General features: G+C 54.0%; 14 protein-coding genes. 5 read left to right on the top strand and 9 right to left on the bottom strand.

Translation table 11 applies throughout. From position 1 onward, the window contains the following. Window positions 1-59: 59 nt before the first annotated feature. The 3 genes from ACKI5T_RS17550 to ACKI5T_RS17540 all read right to left on the bottom strand — a co-directional run bounded on the left by ACKI5T_RS17550 (window position 60) and on the right by ACKI5T_RS17540 (window position 3,632). Window positions 60-1,382 carry an MFS transporter gene (locus ACKI5T_RS17550; RefSeq protein ID WP_407439097.1) on the bottom strand — a complete coding sequence of 441 codons (1,323 nt, stop codon included), beginning with the start codon at window positions 1,380-1,382 and terminating at the stop codon, window positions 60-62. 273 nt (window positions 1,383-1,655) lie between these two features. After that, window positions 1,656-2,681 (bottom strand): inner membrane protein YhjD, encoded by a 1,026-nt coding sequence (gene yhjD / locus ACKI5T_RS17545; RefSeq protein WP_407439095.1) that lies wholly within the window; start codon window positions 2,679-2,681, stop codon window positions 1,656-1,658. 51 nt (window positions 2,682-2,732) lie between these two features. Beyond that, a complete protein-coding gene (locus tag ACKI5T_RS17540) occupies window positions 2,733-3,632 on the bottom strand; it encodes a LysR family transcriptional regulator (RefSeq protein ID WP_407439093.1) in 900 nt (299 codons plus the stop codon). Window positions 3,633-3,751: 119 nt separating this feature from the next. Between ACKI5T_RS17540 and ACKI5T_RS17535 the strand changes: the two genes are divergently transcribed. Next, a complete protein-coding gene (locus tag ACKI5T_RS17535; RefSeq protein WP_407439091.1) occupies window positions 3,752-4,510 on the top strand; it encodes an SDR family NAD(P)-dependent oxidoreductase in 759 nt (252 codons plus the stop codon). A 3-nt stretch (window positions 4,511-4,513) separates the two neighbouring features. Here ACKI5T_RS17535 and ACKI5T_RS17530 read toward each other — a convergent pair whose 3' ends face one another. Further along, window positions 4,514-5,053 carry a GNAT family N-acetyltransferase gene (locus ACKI5T_RS17530; protein WP_407439089.1) on the bottom strand — a complete coding sequence of 180 codons (540 nt, stop codon included), beginning with the start codon at window positions 5,051-5,053 and terminating at the stop codon, window positions 4,514-4,516. A 145-nt stretch (window positions 5,054-5,198) separates the two neighbouring features. On the opposite strand from ACKI5T_RS17530, the gene ACKI5T_RS17525 reads away from it, so the two are divergent. Next, complete coding sequence (locus ACKI5T_RS17525) at window positions 5,199-6,794, top strand: STY4199 family HEPN domain-containing protein (protein WP_407439141.1); 1,596 nt, start codon at window positions 5,199-5,201, stop codon at window positions 6,792-6,794. Window positions 6,795-6,818: 24 nt separating this feature from the next. Here ACKI5T_RS17525 and ACKI5T_RS17520 read toward each other — a convergent pair whose 3' ends face one another. The 3 genes from ACKI5T_RS17520 to ACKI5T_RS17510 form a co-directional block, all read right to left on the bottom strand. Next, on the bottom strand, window positions 6,819-8,468 hold the full coding sequence (locus ACKI5T_RS17520) for an alpha,alpha-trehalase (RefSeq protein ID WP_407439088.1): 1,650 nt from the start codon (window positions 8,466-8,468) through the stop codon (window positions 6,819-6,821). 278 nt (window positions 8,469-8,746) lie between these two features. Beyond that, window positions 8,747-10,099 (bottom strand): glutathione-disulfide reductase, encoded by a 1,353-nt coding sequence (gene gorA / locus ACKI5T_RS17515; protein WP_235134257.1) that lies wholly within the window; start codon window positions 10,097-10,099, stop codon window positions 8,747-8,749. Between the two features lie 71 nt (window positions 10,100-10,170). Then, on the bottom strand, window positions 10,171-11,013 hold the full coding sequence (locus tag ACKI5T_RS17510) for a 23S rRNA (adenine(2030)-N(6))-methyltransferase RlmJ (protein ID WP_407439086.1): 843 nt from the start codon (window positions 11,011-11,013) through the stop codon (window positions 10,171-10,173). Between the two features lie 212 nt (window positions 11,014-11,225). Here ACKI5T_RS17510 and prlC point away from each other — a divergent pair, with 212 nt between their 5' ends. Together prlC and rsmJ are read left to right on the top strand one after the other, a co-directional pair. After that, window positions 11,226-13,268: an oligopeptidase A gene (gene prlC, locus ACKI5T_RS17505; protein ID WP_407439085.1), complete on the top strand. Its 2,043-nt coding sequence runs from the start codon at window positions 11,226-11,228 to the stop codon at window positions 13,266-13,268. A 7-nt stretch (window positions 13,269-13,275) separates the two neighbouring features. Continuing rightward, a complete protein-coding gene (rsmJ, locus tag ACKI5T_RS17500) occupies window positions 13,276-14,040 on the top strand; it encodes a 16S rRNA (guanine(1516)-N(2))-methyltransferase RsmJ (protein WP_407439083.1) in 765 nt (254 codons plus the stop codon). A gap of 178 nt (window positions 14,041-14,218) precedes the next feature. On the opposite strand, the gene uspA is transcribed toward rsmJ, so the two are convergent. Next, window positions 14,219-14,656, bottom strand: a complete 438-nt coding sequence (uspA, locus tag ACKI5T_RS17495) for a universal stress protein UspA (protein WP_015960869.1) — start codon at window positions 14,654-14,656, stop codon at window positions 14,219-14,221. Between the two features lie 283 nt (window positions 14,657-14,939). Here uspA and uspB point away from each other — a divergent pair, with 283 nt between their 5' ends. Continuing rightward, on the top strand, window positions 14,940-15,275 hold the full coding sequence (uspB, locus tag ACKI5T_RS17490; RefSeq protein ID WP_015960868.1) for a universal stress protein UspB: 336 nt from the start codon (window positions 14,940-14,942) through the stop codon (window positions 15,273-15,275). A gap of 65 nt (window positions 15,276-15,340) precedes the next feature. On the opposite strand, the gene pitA is transcribed toward uspB, so the two are convergent. Continuing rightward, a complete protein-coding gene (gene pitA / locus ACKI5T_RS17485; RefSeq protein ID WP_015960867.1) occupies window positions 15,341-16,840 on the bottom strand; it encodes an inorganic phosphate transporter PitA in 1,500 nt (499 codons plus the stop codon). Between the last annotated feature and the right edge of the window lie 221 nt (window positions 16,841-17,061).

Raw genomic sequence — 17,061 nt, 5'->3', positions numbered from 1 at the left:
ATTTCCCCCTCTCAATTTAGGGAGAGGGGAGAGGGCCTATTATGCAAATCATCACGAAATCACAACGACTGATCGCGCGTCTCGTGCGTTAACAGCAAGGCAATCAGCGTCAGCGCGGCCATCGATGCCAGATACACGCCCACATAGAACAGGCCGTAATTTGCCTGTAACCAGGTGGCGATGTACGGCGCAACGGACGCACCCAAAATCGATGAAACGTTATAGGAGAACGACGCGCCGGTGTAGCGCACTTCCGTTGGGAACAACTCCGGGAGCAGCGCGCCCATCGGGCCAAACGTTAGCCCCATCAGGCTCAAACCAATCAGCAGATATGCCATCACCAGCGCCGGGCTGCCGGAACCCAACAGCGGCGGGAAGACGAACAGCGCGAACAGAATGATAAGCGTAGTAATCACGATCATGCTGGAGCGACGGCCAAATTTATCCGCCAGCAGGCCCGCAATTGGCACCATCACGCCAAAGCCAATCACCGCCATCATCAGCATCCAAAGCACTTCATTACGCGGCAGGCCCAGCCCAACCGGCGCAGCAGCGGTGCTGAAGGTCATGGAATACACGGTCATGATGTAAAACAGCGTGTAGGTCGCCAGCATGATGAACGTGCCCAGCACCGTTACGCGGACGTGTTTGGTCAGCAGCGTTCCCAGCGGGATTTTGACTTGTTTTTTCGCCGCTGCGACTTTGGCGAAAACTGGCGTTTCGTGCAGAGAAACGCGCACGTACAGGCCAATCAATACCAGCACAGCAGAGAAGATAAACGGAATACGCCAGCCCCAGCTCATGAACTGCTCGTCGGTCAGCAGCCACGACAGCAGCAGGAACGTGCCGTTAGCGAAGAAGAAGCCAATCGGTGCGCCTAACTGCGGGAACGAGCCGTACAGCGCGCGTTTACGCGGCGGGGCATTTTCAGTCGCCAGTAATGCGGCGCCACCCCACTCACCGCCCAGTCCCAAACCCTGACCAAAGCGCGCCAGCGCCAGCAGAATCGGGGCTAAAATGCCGATCGTTTCGTAGGTTGGCAGCAAGCCAATCGCCACGGTGGAAATCCCCATGGTCAGCAACGAAGCCACCAGGGTGACTTTGCGGCCAACGCGATCGCCAAAGTGGCCGAAGACTGCCGAACCAATCGGGCGCGCGATAAAGGCGATGGCGAACGTTGCCAGCGATTGCAGCGTTGCAGCCGTAGGATCGCCCTGCGGGAAGAAAATATGCGGAAAGACGATGACCGCAGCGGTGGCGTAAATGTAGAAATCGAAGAATTCGATGGCGGTGCCAATCAGTGAGGCAACGACGACTTTATTACGCGAGTTGACCGGTGTGCTTTCCGGTTCGGAATCGATTGTAGTGGCTGTGGCTTGCATAAAATTTTCTTATTTTTTGGCGAACGAACGGCCATATTACGCATAGCAAAAGCGACATTTCAATCTGTAACAAAGTGGTGAGGTGGTGATAAAAGCAGCAAAAAGCGGATAATATTCAGGCCAGCGAAATATCTTCTATGAAATGCTTCACAGTTTTTATATATCAGAGGATAAAACTGGTTTTTGGTTAAATAAAAGTTACAGGCTGGATTTATATGCTGAAATGCCGAATCGGGCTGAAATTATGCATGCTTATTCAGCCCGATAGCGGATTTACCGGTGCGTTTTACCCGGCATTCTTGGGTCGTCTTTGTACTGCGCGGTGGCGATCCACGCGGCGCAGAAGAGCGTCAGACGGGCAAAGAAGTAGAAGAACGCCATCAGGCCTAACACCGAGCCAAACGCTGCACCAGACGGCGATTTCACCAGCGTCGGAAGGGTGTAGGTCATGACGATTTTGATCACTTCAAAACCAATCGCCGCGATAAACGTCCCCCGAATCAACGCTTTTTTGCGCGGGCGGTGGCGCGGGAGTCGCCAGAAGATCCAGAAGAAAAGCAGATAGTTGGCAAAAATAGAAATGGCCAGGCCGATGACCCGCCAGGCCGGTTTGAGCCACTCAATGTAATCGAGATACAGCGCGGAGATAATCATCTGTTGCGCTGACCCGGCGACGGAAGTAATCGACAGCGTCACGATCAACGCAATCAGCAGGCCAATCAGCGAGACGAAATCGCGGAGATATTTAATCCAGATTTTTTCTTCGTCTTGCGGCGTGCGCTCCCATACATCACGCGACTGCGCGCGGATGGCTTCACGCAGGTTTCCCATCCAGTTAATGCCTGAATAGAGCGCAATCAGCAGCCCGACAATTCCGACGGTAGTACGTTGCTGTACCGCTGTGCTGATGGTGTTTTTGAGGGTGGCGGCGAGCGTGGGGTCGCTGACGTTGACCAGAATTTTATTGAAGATGTCCTGTAACAGCGTGGGATGCGAGGCGAGGATAAAACCGGCCGCTGCAAACGACACCATCATAATCGGGATCATGGATAAGAAAGAGAAATAGGTGATCGCCGCACCAAACTGGTTGCCCATGCGATCGTTAAAGCGCTCGGTGGCGCGTATCAGGTGCGCAATCATCGGGCGGCGCTGAATTTTCTGCGCCGTGTCGGTCACCGTTTCCAGTGCCTTATTCGCTTTACCTGGAGAGGGCTTTTTTTCTGGCTCCGTTTCCATTTTTTTAATGGGATCGTATTCCAGTTCCTGAGTCGGTCGTTGCTGGTTGTTTTCCGGCGTCACGCGTATTTTCCTTATTCGTTTGACTGGAGGTTAGTGAATTATAGCTTGCGACTAGTCAACGTAGGCTTTCATTATGCCGGTGAGCCACTCCATGAACAGGTGAACACGCCGGGAGAGGTTGCGGCGATGGGGATAAATCAGTGATACGGGCATCGGTTCGGCGCGATATTGCGGCAGGATCTCCACCATTTTTTTCGCCCGCAGCGCCTCGCGCACGCCGACGCGCGGCACCTGAATAATCCCCAGACCGGCCAGGCACGCCGCGTGATACGTCTCGGTGCTGTTGACCGTTAAAATGCCTCCGGTTTTTACCCACAGCGTTGTATCACCGTTAAAAAATTCAAAACCCTGCGGGCGCGTGCCCAGATTAACGGCGTAATGAATGACGGCGTGAGACGCGAGATCGTCCAGATTTTCCGGATAGCCAAAACGCGCCAGATAATCGGGGCTGGCGCAGTTAATAATCGACAATTTGCCCAGCGTGCGCGCGATTAAGCCAGAATCCTTGAGCGTGCCAACGCGGACCACGCAGTCGAACCCTTCACGAATCACATCCACCAGCCGATCGCTGCTGCTCAGTTCCAGCTCAATGCCGGGATATTGCTGTAAAAAGGTGGGCAGTTTCGGGATGACTAAATTTCGTGCAACGGCAACCGGCATATCGACGCGCAATCGTCCGCTGATGCTGGTGGGGTCGCTCTGGAAAAGCCCATCCAGTTCGTCGAGGTTGGCGAGCAGATCTTTTGCCCGCTCGTAATAGACCATGCCGTCTTGCGTAAGGCTGACGCGGCGCGTGGTGCGGTGTAAAAGCTGGGTGCCCAGCAGGTTTTCCAGCGCCTGAATCTGGCGCGATACGCTACCTTTAGGAAGACCTAACGTGTCCGCGGCGCGAGAAAAACTCTCCAGTTCCGCCACGCGGATAAAGAGCTGCATTGCGTGAATTTTATCCATAGGCTGCGCTCATTATTGTTGTCATTGAAACAGTGAAGCGTTTATTGCCATCTTTATTGATTTTCTATCACCTAATAAGCTCTTACTCAATCTCCATAACAGCCGAAACGAGGTTTTCCATGAGTGAACGTATTGCATTAGTGACGGGTGGGAGTCGCGGACTGGGTAAAAACGCGGCGTTGAAGCTGGCAGCAAAGGGGACGGGAATCATCCTGACTTACCACAGCAGCCAGAAAGAAGCGCGTGATGTGGCCCATCAGATTGAAGAGAAAGGCGTGAAGGCCGTGGCTTTGCCGCTCAATGTGGGTGACGTCGCGAGCTTTGAGCGTTTTGTGAGCGAGGTGCGCTCACAGTTAAAACATGTCTGGCAGCGTGATTCGTTCGATTATTTATTGAACAATGCTGGAACGGGTTTATACGCCCCGTACGCAGAGACCACGGAAGCGCAATTTGATGACGCGATGAATATCCATTTTAAAGGACCTTTCTTCCTGACGCAGGGTCTGTTGCCTGTTATTAAAGACGGTGGGCGCATTTTGAACGTCTCGAGCGGGTTGGCGCGTTTTGCCCAGCCGGGTTCCAGTGCCTATGCGGCGATGAAAGGCGCAATGGAAGTGCTCACGCGCTACCAGGCAAAAGAGCTGGGCGCACGCGGCATATCAGTCAATATCATCGCTCCAGGCGCTATCGAAACTGATTTTGGCGGCGGTCGCGTGCGGGACAACGAGCAGCTGAATCAGATGATTGCTTCGCAAACGGCGCTGGGCCGCGTCGGTCTGCCGGATGATATTGGTGACGCGATCGCGGCATTACTGAGCGATGAGTTGGGCTGGATGAATGCGCAGCGCATTGAGGTGTCAGGGGGGATGTTCCTGTAATCCTCAGCGCGTTTGAGCCACATGCTCGTGCTTGAGCAAGCCAAATACCCAGTCATTATGCCAGCCCCCAGACAGCCAGAAGCTTTCTCGCAGCTCGCCTTCCAGTACAAAGCCTGCTTTTTCCAGCAGGCGCCGGGAGGCGATGTTGCCTGCCGTGACCGTTGCGGTCAGACGACGGATCCCGCCCTGCTCAAACGCAAAATCACACAGCGCGCGTAACGACTCATATCCATAGCCTTGACCCTGAGCTTCCGGCGCGAATAAGAACCCGACTTCTGCGCAATCATTTTCTCTATGAATGTATCCAGTCGCTCCCAGCGGTTTTTGGCTGGCGGCGTCACGCACAACTAAACACAGCCAGTGATCGCTGCCAGGCGTCCAGTGTTGAAGACGCGGTTCAAATGCCGCGCGGATCACCGCAATTGGTCGCTGATTTGCAACAAATTTCATCACATCGGGATCCTGCTGGAGCGACAGATAAAACGGCCAGTCTTGCTCCTCGACAGGTGAGCAAATCAGGCGGGGCGTTGTTATCACCGGCATGCACTTTCTCCTATAACAATTTTCAATGATTATAGGATTGTCACTTTATTTCTCCATATTCTCGGTTATGTTTAACGGCATATAAATTAAAAAAAATTAGCCCTTTGCGGCCGACTTCTCCTTTTTGCTGTACTTAAGGTAAATGATGACATCAAGCACATCACATCACATTCGTGGGCAATTTGAACAATGCATCGGCATCATTCGGCTCGCCTCCGTGGAGATCTTGCTGTTACTTGATCTACGCGTCTCTGAAGGGAAAGATCCCCGCTGGTTCCTGGAACAACTCGACACGGCCCGCCTGGCTCTGGGCGGATGGGGACCAGTGGCGAAGCGCCTGAATCTCAATGATGCCGAAATGTCCGATTTCACTCTGCAATTGCGGCTATTACAGCAGCGCGTGCCGCAGTATGAAAGCGGCCAGGATGTGAGTGAAAATCAGCTGATCGCTGCTGTGCGTTTTGTCACTTCGCTGGAACATCTGCGTTTGCAGCAGCCGCTGCTGAGCTACAACACGGACCTCGCGCCGGGAAATGAGTCTCAGCAATTGCAGGCGCATAAGCAGGTGCGTGCCATTGAGCTGATCATCAGATCGTTAATTATGCAGGCGTGGCCCGATCAGGTTCGGCTGAATAACCATTTAAAAACTTTATTTAATGCCGACCGCGTCAGACGCTGGCTGAAACTCGGTGAGCGTAACGATGTCCTTAGCGGCATGATGTTCAGCGAAATGGCGCAGATGCTGGTCGATAAAAAAGAGTTCAGCCGCTATTACTCGCGTCTGTTTAACGATGGCACCAACCTCACCCTGCTGGTTGAGCCGCGTAAAACGCTGCAGATTTTCCTGGATGATATTCGCCAGATCCGTAATGCCCTGACCGTTCAGCAAACCTTAACCTCCGCGCAACTCCTGATGCTGGATAATTACTATGGGCAGATCTCCCGGCCTATCCAGCGCGCTTTCGAAGAGGGGCGCACGCGCATAAATCCGACCGGGCTGATGGCGGTCGATGCCAGTGAGCTGCACACCTTCTGGGAAAACGCGCAAAAAATGGACAGGCAGATCGGGGGAGATCTCTTTGAGGTGCGCGACAGCATCGAAAAGCCGACCCAGCGCGCGCCGCGCACTCCAGAGCAACGCGATCAGTTGATCTCCGGTACGCTGTGGGGGGCGGTGGGTGTGATGGTTCTCGCGATTATTGCGGGCGGCGTGTGGCTGGTGGTGAGTGAAATGCCTTCTGCTCCGGCGGCCACCGTGACAGCACAGGTGCAGGCCCCGTTGCCAGAGACGCGTGACAAGCCGTCACCGCGAGAAAAACTGACGCGTATGGGCGTGACATGGGACGAAAACAGCCTCCGCTCCGCCATCGATCGCAACGATACGCGTATGACACTGCTGTTCCTGCAAAGTGGTATGGACTGGAAGCTGTCGTGGACCGAGCAGGCGATGGCGTCTAAAAACGACGAGGTGCTGGAAGTGCTGATGCGCTATCCGCAGAAAATGGTGGAGGAAAAACCGTGCCGCCGTTTCATCAGCACCCTGAGCCATGCGATGTCGAATGGGGAACCGCTCACGTCGGTGCGTAAACAGTTCCTGGCGGCTTTTTGTACCGTGCCTGCGGTCGTGAAGCGCCAGAAACGTGAAGTCGAGCAAGCGACGCTGCGAGCACAAGCGCAGCCGGATGAAATCAACAAACGTTGGCAGTCAATCCAGGTGGATATTTACGATGTGATTCGCTAAATAGATACCTTTAACAGAGGGGAACTAGGGTTCCCCGTACAGCCCAATCAAACGCCGAACCACGCCGTTCGTCCAGCCAAAGCCATCCTGCAATGGATATTCACCCCCACCCCCTTCGCGCGGTGTACTGCTGGCAATGTGATATTTTTCAATCAGCTTGTGATGCGCTTTGTAAAAGTGATTCACCGTTTGTAGCCAGCTCCAGGCGATCTCATCCCCCAGCGAATCATTGCCGTACTGTTTGAATCCCTGGATGGCCATCCATTGCAGCGGTGCCCAGCCGTTCGGTTTATCCCACTGCTCGCCGGTTTCGTATTCGGTCGCCAGAATTCCGCCCGGTGTGAGCAAGCGGGCTTTGATCGTATCCGCCAGGCGGTCGGCCTGTTCATGCGTTGCCATTCCCACATACAACGGGACGATGCTGGCGGCAGAAAAGAGCGCCATCTCTTCGCGACGCCAGTCGTAATCTCGATAACAGCCGCCCTCGTCATCCCACAGGAAACGGTTTACGGCGGCACGGCGGTCATTGGCTTTCTGACGGAATAGCTCAGACGTCTCTTTATCGCCTTTCGATGCCGAAATATTGGCTATTGCACTTTCGAGTTTGAACAAGAACGCGTTCAAATCGATCGGGATAAATTGCGTGGTGCGGATGCTGGCGAGCCGTCCGGCATCGCGCAGCCAGCGAGAGGAGTAATCCCAGCCGGACGCCGCGCCTGCGCGCAGATCGCGATACACTTCGTTTGGCGGACGACTTGAGTGTTTGGCGGTTTCAACGTCTTCTATCCACGACTCATCGCGCGGGGTATCGCGGTCGTCCCAATAGCGGTTGAGCAATGAGCCGTCCGGCATGCGCACCGTGTGACGGTAGGCCTGGTTCGGAATCAGCGAGTCAGCGCCGTCCATCCAGAACGCATACTCCATCATCAGATGATCCAGATAACGCTTCGCCCCGCGTACGCCGTCCTCTTCAAACAGCTCGACCATCAGCGCAAATACCGGCGGCTGTGAGCGGCTGAGATAATAGGTACGGTTGCCGTTCGGGATATGGCCGTAGCGCTCAATCATCCACGCGAAGTTATCCGCCATGCACTTGAGCAGATCGTTGCGCCCACTTTCCGCCAGGCCCAGCATGGTGAAATACGAATCCCAGTAGTAGGTTTCGCTGAATCGACCGCCCGGCACGATATACGCCTGCGGCAGCGCCAGCAGCGATGACCATGGGATGTGATCCTGCGGCTCGCGCGTCAGCACCGGCCACAGATTATCAATATGTTCTTTGAGCGACAGACTCGGGTCCGAGACATATTCGGTTGTCAGGTTTTCCGGCATCCAGAAGTGATTCTCAACGAAGCGTTGCAAATCAAAGTCGCGATGACGCCGAACCTTACGGTAACGAATCAGAATATCCAACGGATCCATCTTCGGCGCGCAGTCAGGGAACGTTTTGCTGTCCGCAAACAGGCGCGTCGATTGTACGTGCTCAAAAAGTTCCAGATAACGATCGGCAGGGGTGAGCGCATCGGATGCGGGCAGCCCCTCAATCATCTCCGGTTCCGGCTCCGCCTCGATCATCTCATCCAGTTTCAATTCGCAGGGATCGGTCTCATAACGCAGCTCTTCTGCGATTTCGAACTCGATAATGTCTGCAGCATGTAATTTCTGGTTGAACATGGTGGTTAGGACCTCCGGTTTTGCATTGTCACAAAGACGGGTATTGCTTGGGTATTGACTAAGCTTAGACACTCGCTTCGATGTCTGGGGTACGAAGTGTGCGGTTGATCACGTTTCGACAATATCCCCTTAGCACAGAAAAATGACGTAATAATTTGAATTTACGTGGGTTATTGATGGTTTTTGCAGAATGGCGGACGCGTGAAATTCAGAGCATTCGTTTTGCAACGATTTATGTATGTTAAAACAAAATGCCCCTCCGGAGAGGGGCATTGGGGTTAGCGCATGGTAACAAATTCTTCTGCGGCGGTTGGGTGAATCGCCACGGTATTGTCGAAGTCTTTCTTCGTCGCACCCATTTTCAGTGCTACCGCAAAGCCTTGCAGGATCTCATCCATACCAAAGCCAATGCCGTGAATGCCGACGATTTTCTCTTCCGGCCCCACGCAAACCAGCTTCATACGGCACGGCTGGCGATGCGACGTGACGGCGGTGTACATCGCGGTGAACGACGATTTGTACACTTTCACCTGGTCGTCGCCATACTGCTCGCGCGCCTGTGGTTCGGTTAAACCGACGGTGCCGATTGGCGGATGGCTGAAGACCACGGTCGGAATGTTGCTGTAATCCAGATGCTCGTCCGGCTTGTTATTGAACAAACGTTCGGACAGACGACGACCCGCCGCCACGGCAACAGGCGTCAGCTCAACGGCACCGGTGTTATCGCCGACCGCATAAATACCCGGAACGCTGGTGTTCTGGAATTTATCGACGTCGATATAACCTTTCTCGTTTGTTTTAACGCCGGTCACCGCCAGGTTGAAGTTGTCGTTAGCCGGTTCACGTCCAATCGCCCAAATCAGGCAATCGACGGTCTGGCTACGGCCATCCTCCAGGGACAGCGTCAGGCTGCCGTCGGCGTTTTTCTCGATGGCTTTTGGCACCGCATGAGTGTGCAACGTTGGGCCTTCGGCGTTCATCACTTCAACCAGCGTCTCGACGATCAGCGGATCAAAGCTGCGCAGAGGCGCATGTTTACGCACAAACAGATGCGTTTCCGCGCCCAGACCGTTAATCACGCCCGCCAGTTCTACGGCGATATAACCCGCGCCAACCACGGCAACGCGTTTTGGCAGCGCTGGCAATTCGAAGAAACCGTCAGAGTCGATACCGAATTCCACGCCCGGAATGTTCGGGTGGCTCGGACGGCCACCGGTGGCGATCAGGATGTGATCGGCGGTGATCGTCTCACCATTCACTTCGATCGTTTTGGCATCGACAAAGCGCGCAAAGCCTTTGATCACATCGACGTTATTTTTACCCAGCACGTTGTCGTACGAGGTGTGAATACGGTCGATATAGGCGGTACGGCTGGCAATCAGCTTGTCCCAGTCGAAGTGATTAATGGTGGTGTCAAAACCGTAATCCGGGCCGTACATGTGGATGGCTTCGCGGATTTGCGCAGCATGCCACATCACTTTTTTCGGTACACAACCGACGTTAACGCAGGTGCCGCCCAGCTCTTTGGCTTCAATCAGCGCACATTTCTGGCCGTACATGGCTGCACGGTTAATCGAGGCGATACCGCCGCTGCCGCCGCCAATGGCGATGTAGTCATAATGCTTGCTCATGGGTCATGTCCTTAATTTCTGATTGCCGCGATTGTATACCTGAAATCAATAGTTTCCACCGATGACTGCGATTACTCAGGCACGATCCAGCTGACTGTCGCATGGCCAATTCCGGCTGGCACCAGCGTTTTGTGCAGCCATGGCAGCACGTTGTTCATTTGTGCTTCGAGCTTCCACGGCGGGTTAACCACGATCATGCCGGAACCGGTCATGCCGCGCTGATCGCTGTCAGGACGCACGGCCAGTTCAATTTGCATAATTTTACGGATGCCGGTCGCTTCCAGCTCTTTGATCATGCGTTTGATTTGCGCGCGCAACACCACCGGATACCACAGCGCGTAAGTCCCGGTCGCGAAGCGTTTGTAGCCTTCGTTAATGCCGGTCACTACCGCCTGATAATCGGTTTTAATTTCGTATGGCGGGTCGATCAGCACCAGACCGCGACGGGATACCGGCGGCAGTTTGGATTTGAGCTGCTGATAACCGTCGGCCTTTTCCACGCGTGCGCGGGCGTCTTTTTGGAATTCGGAGCGCAGCAGCGGGAAATCGCTTGGGTGAAGTTCGGTCAGTTGCAGACTGTCATGTTCGCGCAACAGCTGGCGAGCAATCAGCGGGGAACCCGGGTAGTAGCGCAACTGGCCGCTGCGGTTGTAATGATTCACCACGGTGATGTATGGCTCCAGCTCGGCAGGCAGATCGTCCTGTTGCCAGATGCGAGCGATCCCTTCCAGGTATTCACCGGTACGCTCCGCGTGCTGACTGCTTAACTGGTAGCGGCCTGCGCCAGCGTGGGTGTCCAGATAGAGAAAGGGTTTATCTTTCTCTTTCAGAGACTCGATAATCAGGCTCTGAACGGTATGTTTGAGGACATCGGCGTGGTTGCCCGCGTGGTAGCTGTGGCGATAACTGAGCATGGGTAAAGGTGTTCCAGTAAGTAAACGTAGGCCCGGATCGCGGTGCGCGGTCAGGCAAAAAAAAGCATATCGCCACAGTATACAGAAAAGTCACCCTCGCCGCGAAAGCGCAACGTTTGGCATTGAAATTCACTACACTTAACCCCATTCTACAAACAATATGCACAGCGCCGGATGCGCGCTTCATTCATCTTTTCTACAGGACAGCGCTTATGACCAATCCATTACTGACGCCTTTCTCGTTACCGCCATTTTCTAAAATCCAGCCAGAGCATGTGGTTCCAGCCGTCACCAAAGCGTTGGACGATTGCCGCACGGCGGTAGAAAGCGTGGTCGCGAAGGGCGGACCGTACACCTGGGAGAATTTGTGCCAGACGCTGGCCGAAGTGGATGACGTGTTGGGCCGCCTTTTTTCACCGGTCAGCCATCTGAACTCTGTAAAAAACAGCCCGGAACTGCGCGAAGCCTACGAACAAACCCTGCCGCTGCTGTCGGAATACAGCACCTGGGTGGGTCAGCACGAAGGGTTGTACAACGCCTATCGCGATCTGCGCGACGGTGAAAATTACGCCAAACTGGATATCGCGCAGAAAAAAGCGGTCGATAACGCGCTGCGTGACTTTGAACTGTCCGGGATTGGCCTGCCGAAAGAGAAACAAACGCGCTACGGCGAAATCGCGGCGCGCCTGTCAGAGCTGGGCAATCAGTACAGCAACAACGTGCTTGATGCCACCATGGGCTGGTCGAAGCTGATCACCGACGAATCCGAGCTGGCCGGTATGCCGGAGAGCGCGCTGGCGGCTGCTAAAGCGCAGGCCGAAGCGAAAGAGCAGGAAGGTTTCCTGTTAACGCTCGATATCCCGAGCTATCTGCCGGTTATGACCTATTGCGACAATCAGGCGCTGCGCGAGGAGCTGTACCGCGCGTACAGCACGCGTGCGTCAGACCAGGGCCCAAATGCCGGGAAATGGGACAACAGCCCGGTGATGGCAGAAATCCTCGCGCTGCGCCACGAGCTGGCACAGCTGCTGGGGTTCGACAGCTACGCGGATAAATCTCTCGCCACCAAAATGGCAGAAAACCCGCAGCAGGTTCTGGAGTTCTTAACCGATCTGGCAAAACGTGCGCGTCCTCAGGGCGAGAAAGAGCTGGCACAGCTGCGCGCCTTTGCGAACGCTGAATTTGGCGTTGACGACCTGCAACCGTGGGACATCGCGTACTACAGCGAAAAACAGAAACAGCATTTGTACAGCATCAGCGATGAACAGCTACGCCCGTACTTCCCAGAAAACAAAGCCGTTAACGGCCTGTTTGAAGTGGTAAAACGCATTTACGGCATCACTGCCAAAGAACGTACTGATGTGGATGTCTGGCATCCGGAAGTGCGTTTCTTCGAGCTGTATGACGAGAAAAACGAACTGCGCGGCAGTTTCTATCTGGATCTGTATGCGCGAGAAAACAAACGTGGCGGCGCATGGATGGACGACTGCGTCGGCCAGATGCGTAAAGCCGACGGCTCGCTGCAAAAACCGGTCGCTTACCTGACCTGTAACTTCAACCGTCCGGTCAGCGGTAAACCTGCGCTTTTCACGCACGATGAAGTGATCACCCTGTTCCACGAATTCGGTCACGGTCTGCATCATATGCTGACGCGTATTGAAGCGGCGGGCGTGTCGGGTATCAGCGGTGTACCGTGGGATGCCGTTGAACTGCCAAGTCAGTTTATGGAAAACTGGTGCTGGGAGCCGGACGCGCTGGCGTTTATCTCCGGTCACTTTGAGACAGGCGAACCCCTGCCAAAAGCGTTGCTGGATAAAATGCTGGCCGCGAAAAACTACCAGGCGGCGATGTTTATCCTGCGCCAGCTGGAGTTCGGCTTGTTCGATTTCCGTCTGCATGCTGAATTCAGCCCAGAGCAGGGGGCGAAAATCCTCGAAACCCTGGCTGAAATTAAAAAGCAGGTCGCGCTTATCCCAGGTCCTACGTGGGGCCGATTCCCGCACGCGTTCAGCCATATCTTTGCTGGCGGATACGCTGCGGGCTATTACAGCTACCTGTGGGCAGACGTGCTGGCAGCAGATGCCTACTCTCGCTTCGAAGAGGAAGGGATCTTCAACCGCGAAACCGGTCAGTCGTTCCTGGATAACATCCTGACGCGCGGGGGATCTGAAGAGCCAATGGAGCTGTTCAAACGCTTCCGTGGCCGCGAGCCGCAGCTGGATGCGATGCTTGAGCATTACGGAATCAAAGGCTAATCGCAGCGTGAAAATCTGCTTAGTAGATGAAACAGGCGCCGGAGACGGCGCCTTATCTGTTCTTGCGGCCCGCTGGGGGCTTGAACACGATGAACAAAATTTGATGGCGCTGGTGATGACGCCGGAGCATCTTGAACTGCGCAAGCGTGATGAGCCCAGGCTCGGCGGCATCTTTGTTGATTTCGTTGACGGCGCGATGGCGCATCGGCGTAAGTTTGGCGGCGGTCGCGGTGAAGCAGTAGCGAAAGCGGTGGGTGTCAAAGGGAGTTATCTGCCCGACGTGGTGGATGCCACTGCAGGGCTGGGGCGCGATGCGTTTGTGCTGGCGTCCGTGGGTTGTCGCGTTCGAATGCTGGAACGCAATCCTGTGGTGGCGGCGCTGCTCGACGATGGTCTGGCGCGCGGCTATGCCGATCCAGAGATTGGCGCGTGGTTACAGGAGCGTTTACAACTGATTCACGCGTCGAGCCTGACGGCACTGACGGATATCACGCCGCGCCCGCAGGTGGTGTATCTCGATCCGATGTTCCCGCACAAGCAGAAAAGCGCGCTGGTTAAAAAAGAGATGCGCGTGTTTCAGTCGCTGGTGGGACCAGATTTAGATGCGGATGGTTTGCTGGAACCTGCGCGATTGCTGGCCACAAAACGGGTGGTGGTGAAGCGTCCTGATTACGCGCCGCCGCTGGCGGATGTGGCGACGACGAATGCGGTGACGACCAAAGGGCACCGGTTTGATATTTATTCGGGAACGGCTGAGGTGAGTGCGGACTGATGCCCTCACCTCAGCCCTCTCCCACAGGGAGAGGGAAAAAACAAGAAAACGGCAACCGACGTTGCCGTTTTCTTTTACCTTGTGCGGTCTAACGCCTTAACCCTCTCCCAAAAGGGGACAGGGAATAAACCGACGCTGTTTTTACTCCCTAACCCCTATGGGGTGAGGGGATATAGAATTACTCTTCTTCTTCGTCACGCAGTGGAACAATCAGCATATCAACGTGAACGGTGTTGATCAGTTGACGCGCTGAAGACATCAGTTTGCTCCAGAAATCCTGGTGATGACCGCAAACCACCAAATCCATATCGTATTTCTTGATTGCATCAACCAGCACCTGGCCGAGATCGCCGCTACCGCTCAAGGTTTCGGTAATAGGGTATCCTGCGTTTGTGGATAATTCAGTTAGCGCGTGGTGAGTTTCTTCAGAAATGCGCTTCTGCATGTCGCCGAGATTGACGTCGATGAGGCCGGTGTAGAGATCGGAGTAATTCACATCAACGTGAATCAAAGAAACTTTCGCGTTATAGGGACGTGCCATGGATACCGCTTTATCAACCAGCACTTTACTCTCAGGAGAGAGGTCTACCGCGATAAGAATGTGTTTGTAAGCCATAGTGTTACTCCTTCCTTAAGTTATCGATGACCCATGAGTTAAGCCGTCGTCTATCTGTCTTTATTACGGCCCAGTTAACGAAAATTTTCAAGCTTTGGTGTTGATAACGATTAACCTTGTGGCAAAAAAAGTAGCGGATCTCCTACACTATTTAATGAGCCGTTCGGATAATTAAACGTGAACCCGATCGACTTTCGTCATTCTTTCACTGAACTGTCTGTCAGGGCATTGGGGTGCGGTTGTCCAGAAGCCTTGCTTCGTGGGCGGACGCCGGGGAGGAAGTATGATTAGCACCGTCGCATTGTTTTGGGCGTTATGTGTGGTTTGCATAGTGAATATGGCGCGTTATTTCTCATCGTTACGCGCGCTATTAGTGGTACTTCGTGGTTGCGATCCGTTGCTTTATCAGTATGTGGATGGTGGAGGATTCTTCACGTCGCATGGACAGCCCAGCAAACAGATGCGTCTGGTGTGGTACATCTACGCCCAACGCTATCGCGATCATCATGATGACGAATTTATCCGTCGTTGCGAGCGTCTACGTTGTCAGTTCATTTTGACCAGTGCCCTGTGCGGACTGGTTGTGGTGAGCATGGTGGCGCTCCTGATCTGGCATTGAGTATGAAAATGAGTATAAAAAAAGCGGGTCAGTTTCCTGACCCGCTTTTTTATGCACTCTGATGGTTAAATCAGCTTCAGGGAGATCCAGTACAGACCGCCTGACAGCAGAATTGACGCCGGAAGGGTAAACACCCAGGCCATCAGAATATTGGTCACGGTTTTGCGTTGCAGACCGCCACCGTCAACAATCATCGTACCCGCAACGGACGAAGACAGTACGTGCGTGGTGGAGACCGGCATACCGGTGTAACTCGCCAGACCGATAGACACGGCAGCCGTCATCTGCGCGGACATGCCTTGCGCATACGTCATGCCTTTCTTGCCGATCTTCTCACCGATAGTGGTGGCAACACGACGCCAGCCAATCATCGTACCGATACCCAGCGCCAGCGCGACCGCCATGATTATCCAGATTGGCGCGTACTCAATGGTATTGAGCATATCGCCTTTCAGTTTCTTCAGCAGGCGCTTATCGTCTGCGTTCACTTCTGGCAACTTCGCGACTTTATCGGTCACATCAGAGATGCAGAGCATGATACGACGCAGCTGACCCCGTTGATCGACGGACAGTTTGTCATAGCTTTCGATATCACCCAGCATAACCTTCACGCGTTCCAGCGCGTTGATCGCGTTTGCCGGATGGCAATGGAACTCGCCTGGCGCGGTTGCTGCACCCGGTTCAGGTGACGGAATCAACTGGTCAACGCCGGTGGCTTTCTTCAACAGCGCAGGATGCTGCTGGAAGTAAACTTCGACGTTATTGATGGCATCGCGGGTACGGGTGATTTCGTAGCCGGACGCATTCATGTTAACCACGAAACCTGCTGGTGCCACACCAATCAGTACCAGCATCACCAGACCAATGCCTTTCTGGCCGTCGTTCGCGCCATGAGAGAAGGCCACGCCGATGGCTGAAATGATCAGTGCGATACGGGTCCAGAATGGCGGCTTTTTCTTGCCGTCTTTCTTTTCACGCTCAGCTGGCGTCAGGTGAATACGGGCGCGTTTTTTGGTTCCGCTCCAGTAACGACGCAGGATGAAAATCAATCCACCCGCAACGACCAGACCCACGATCGGGGAAATGATAAGCGAACCAAAAATACCAATAACTTTCGGGATATTCAGCGCATCAACGACTGACGTACCGGTCATCAGGGCGTTCGTTAACCCAATACCGATAATCGCGCCGATCAGCGTGTGAGAACTGGATGCAGGCAGACCGAAATACCAGGTTCCGAGGTTCCAGATAATTGCGGCAAGCAGCATTGAAAATACCATCGCCAGACCATGGGCTGAACTCATATTCAGAAGGAGGTCTGTAGGCAGCATATGAACGATGGCGTAGGCTACGCTTAGACCACCAAGGAGAACACCAAAGAAGTTAAATACAGCCGCCATCACAACCGCAACTTGCGATCGTAAAGCACGAGTATAGATAACGGTAGCTACTGCGTTCGCCGTATCGTGGAAGCCATTGATAGCTTCGTAGAACAAGACAAATGCCAGAGCAAGCAATAATAAAAGTCCGGTATGTAAATCCAGACCAGCAAACAAATGTAGCATAGGACGTTACGCCATTTTGGAGGACATGAACGCGGCGCATTATCCAGGACAAACGCGCAACGGGCAAAGTGAAATATAGCTTTTTTTTGATATACCTTCTGCTTTGGATGTGTCCGGTAAAGAAATATATTTTATATTTCAAGTAAATGACTGAGATATCGGATTTTTGCGCTGGTGCGACCACATAGGAAACTTTACAATTCGCGCCGGTAAAACAAGAG

The sequence above is a fragment of the Lelliottia sp. genome (genome assembly GCF_045627565.1).
Lineage (GTDB): Bacteria > Pseudomonadota > Gammaproteobacteria > Enterobacterales > Enterobacteriaceae > Enterobacter.
This window is presented reverse-complemented; position numbering and strand designations above follow the sequence as displayed.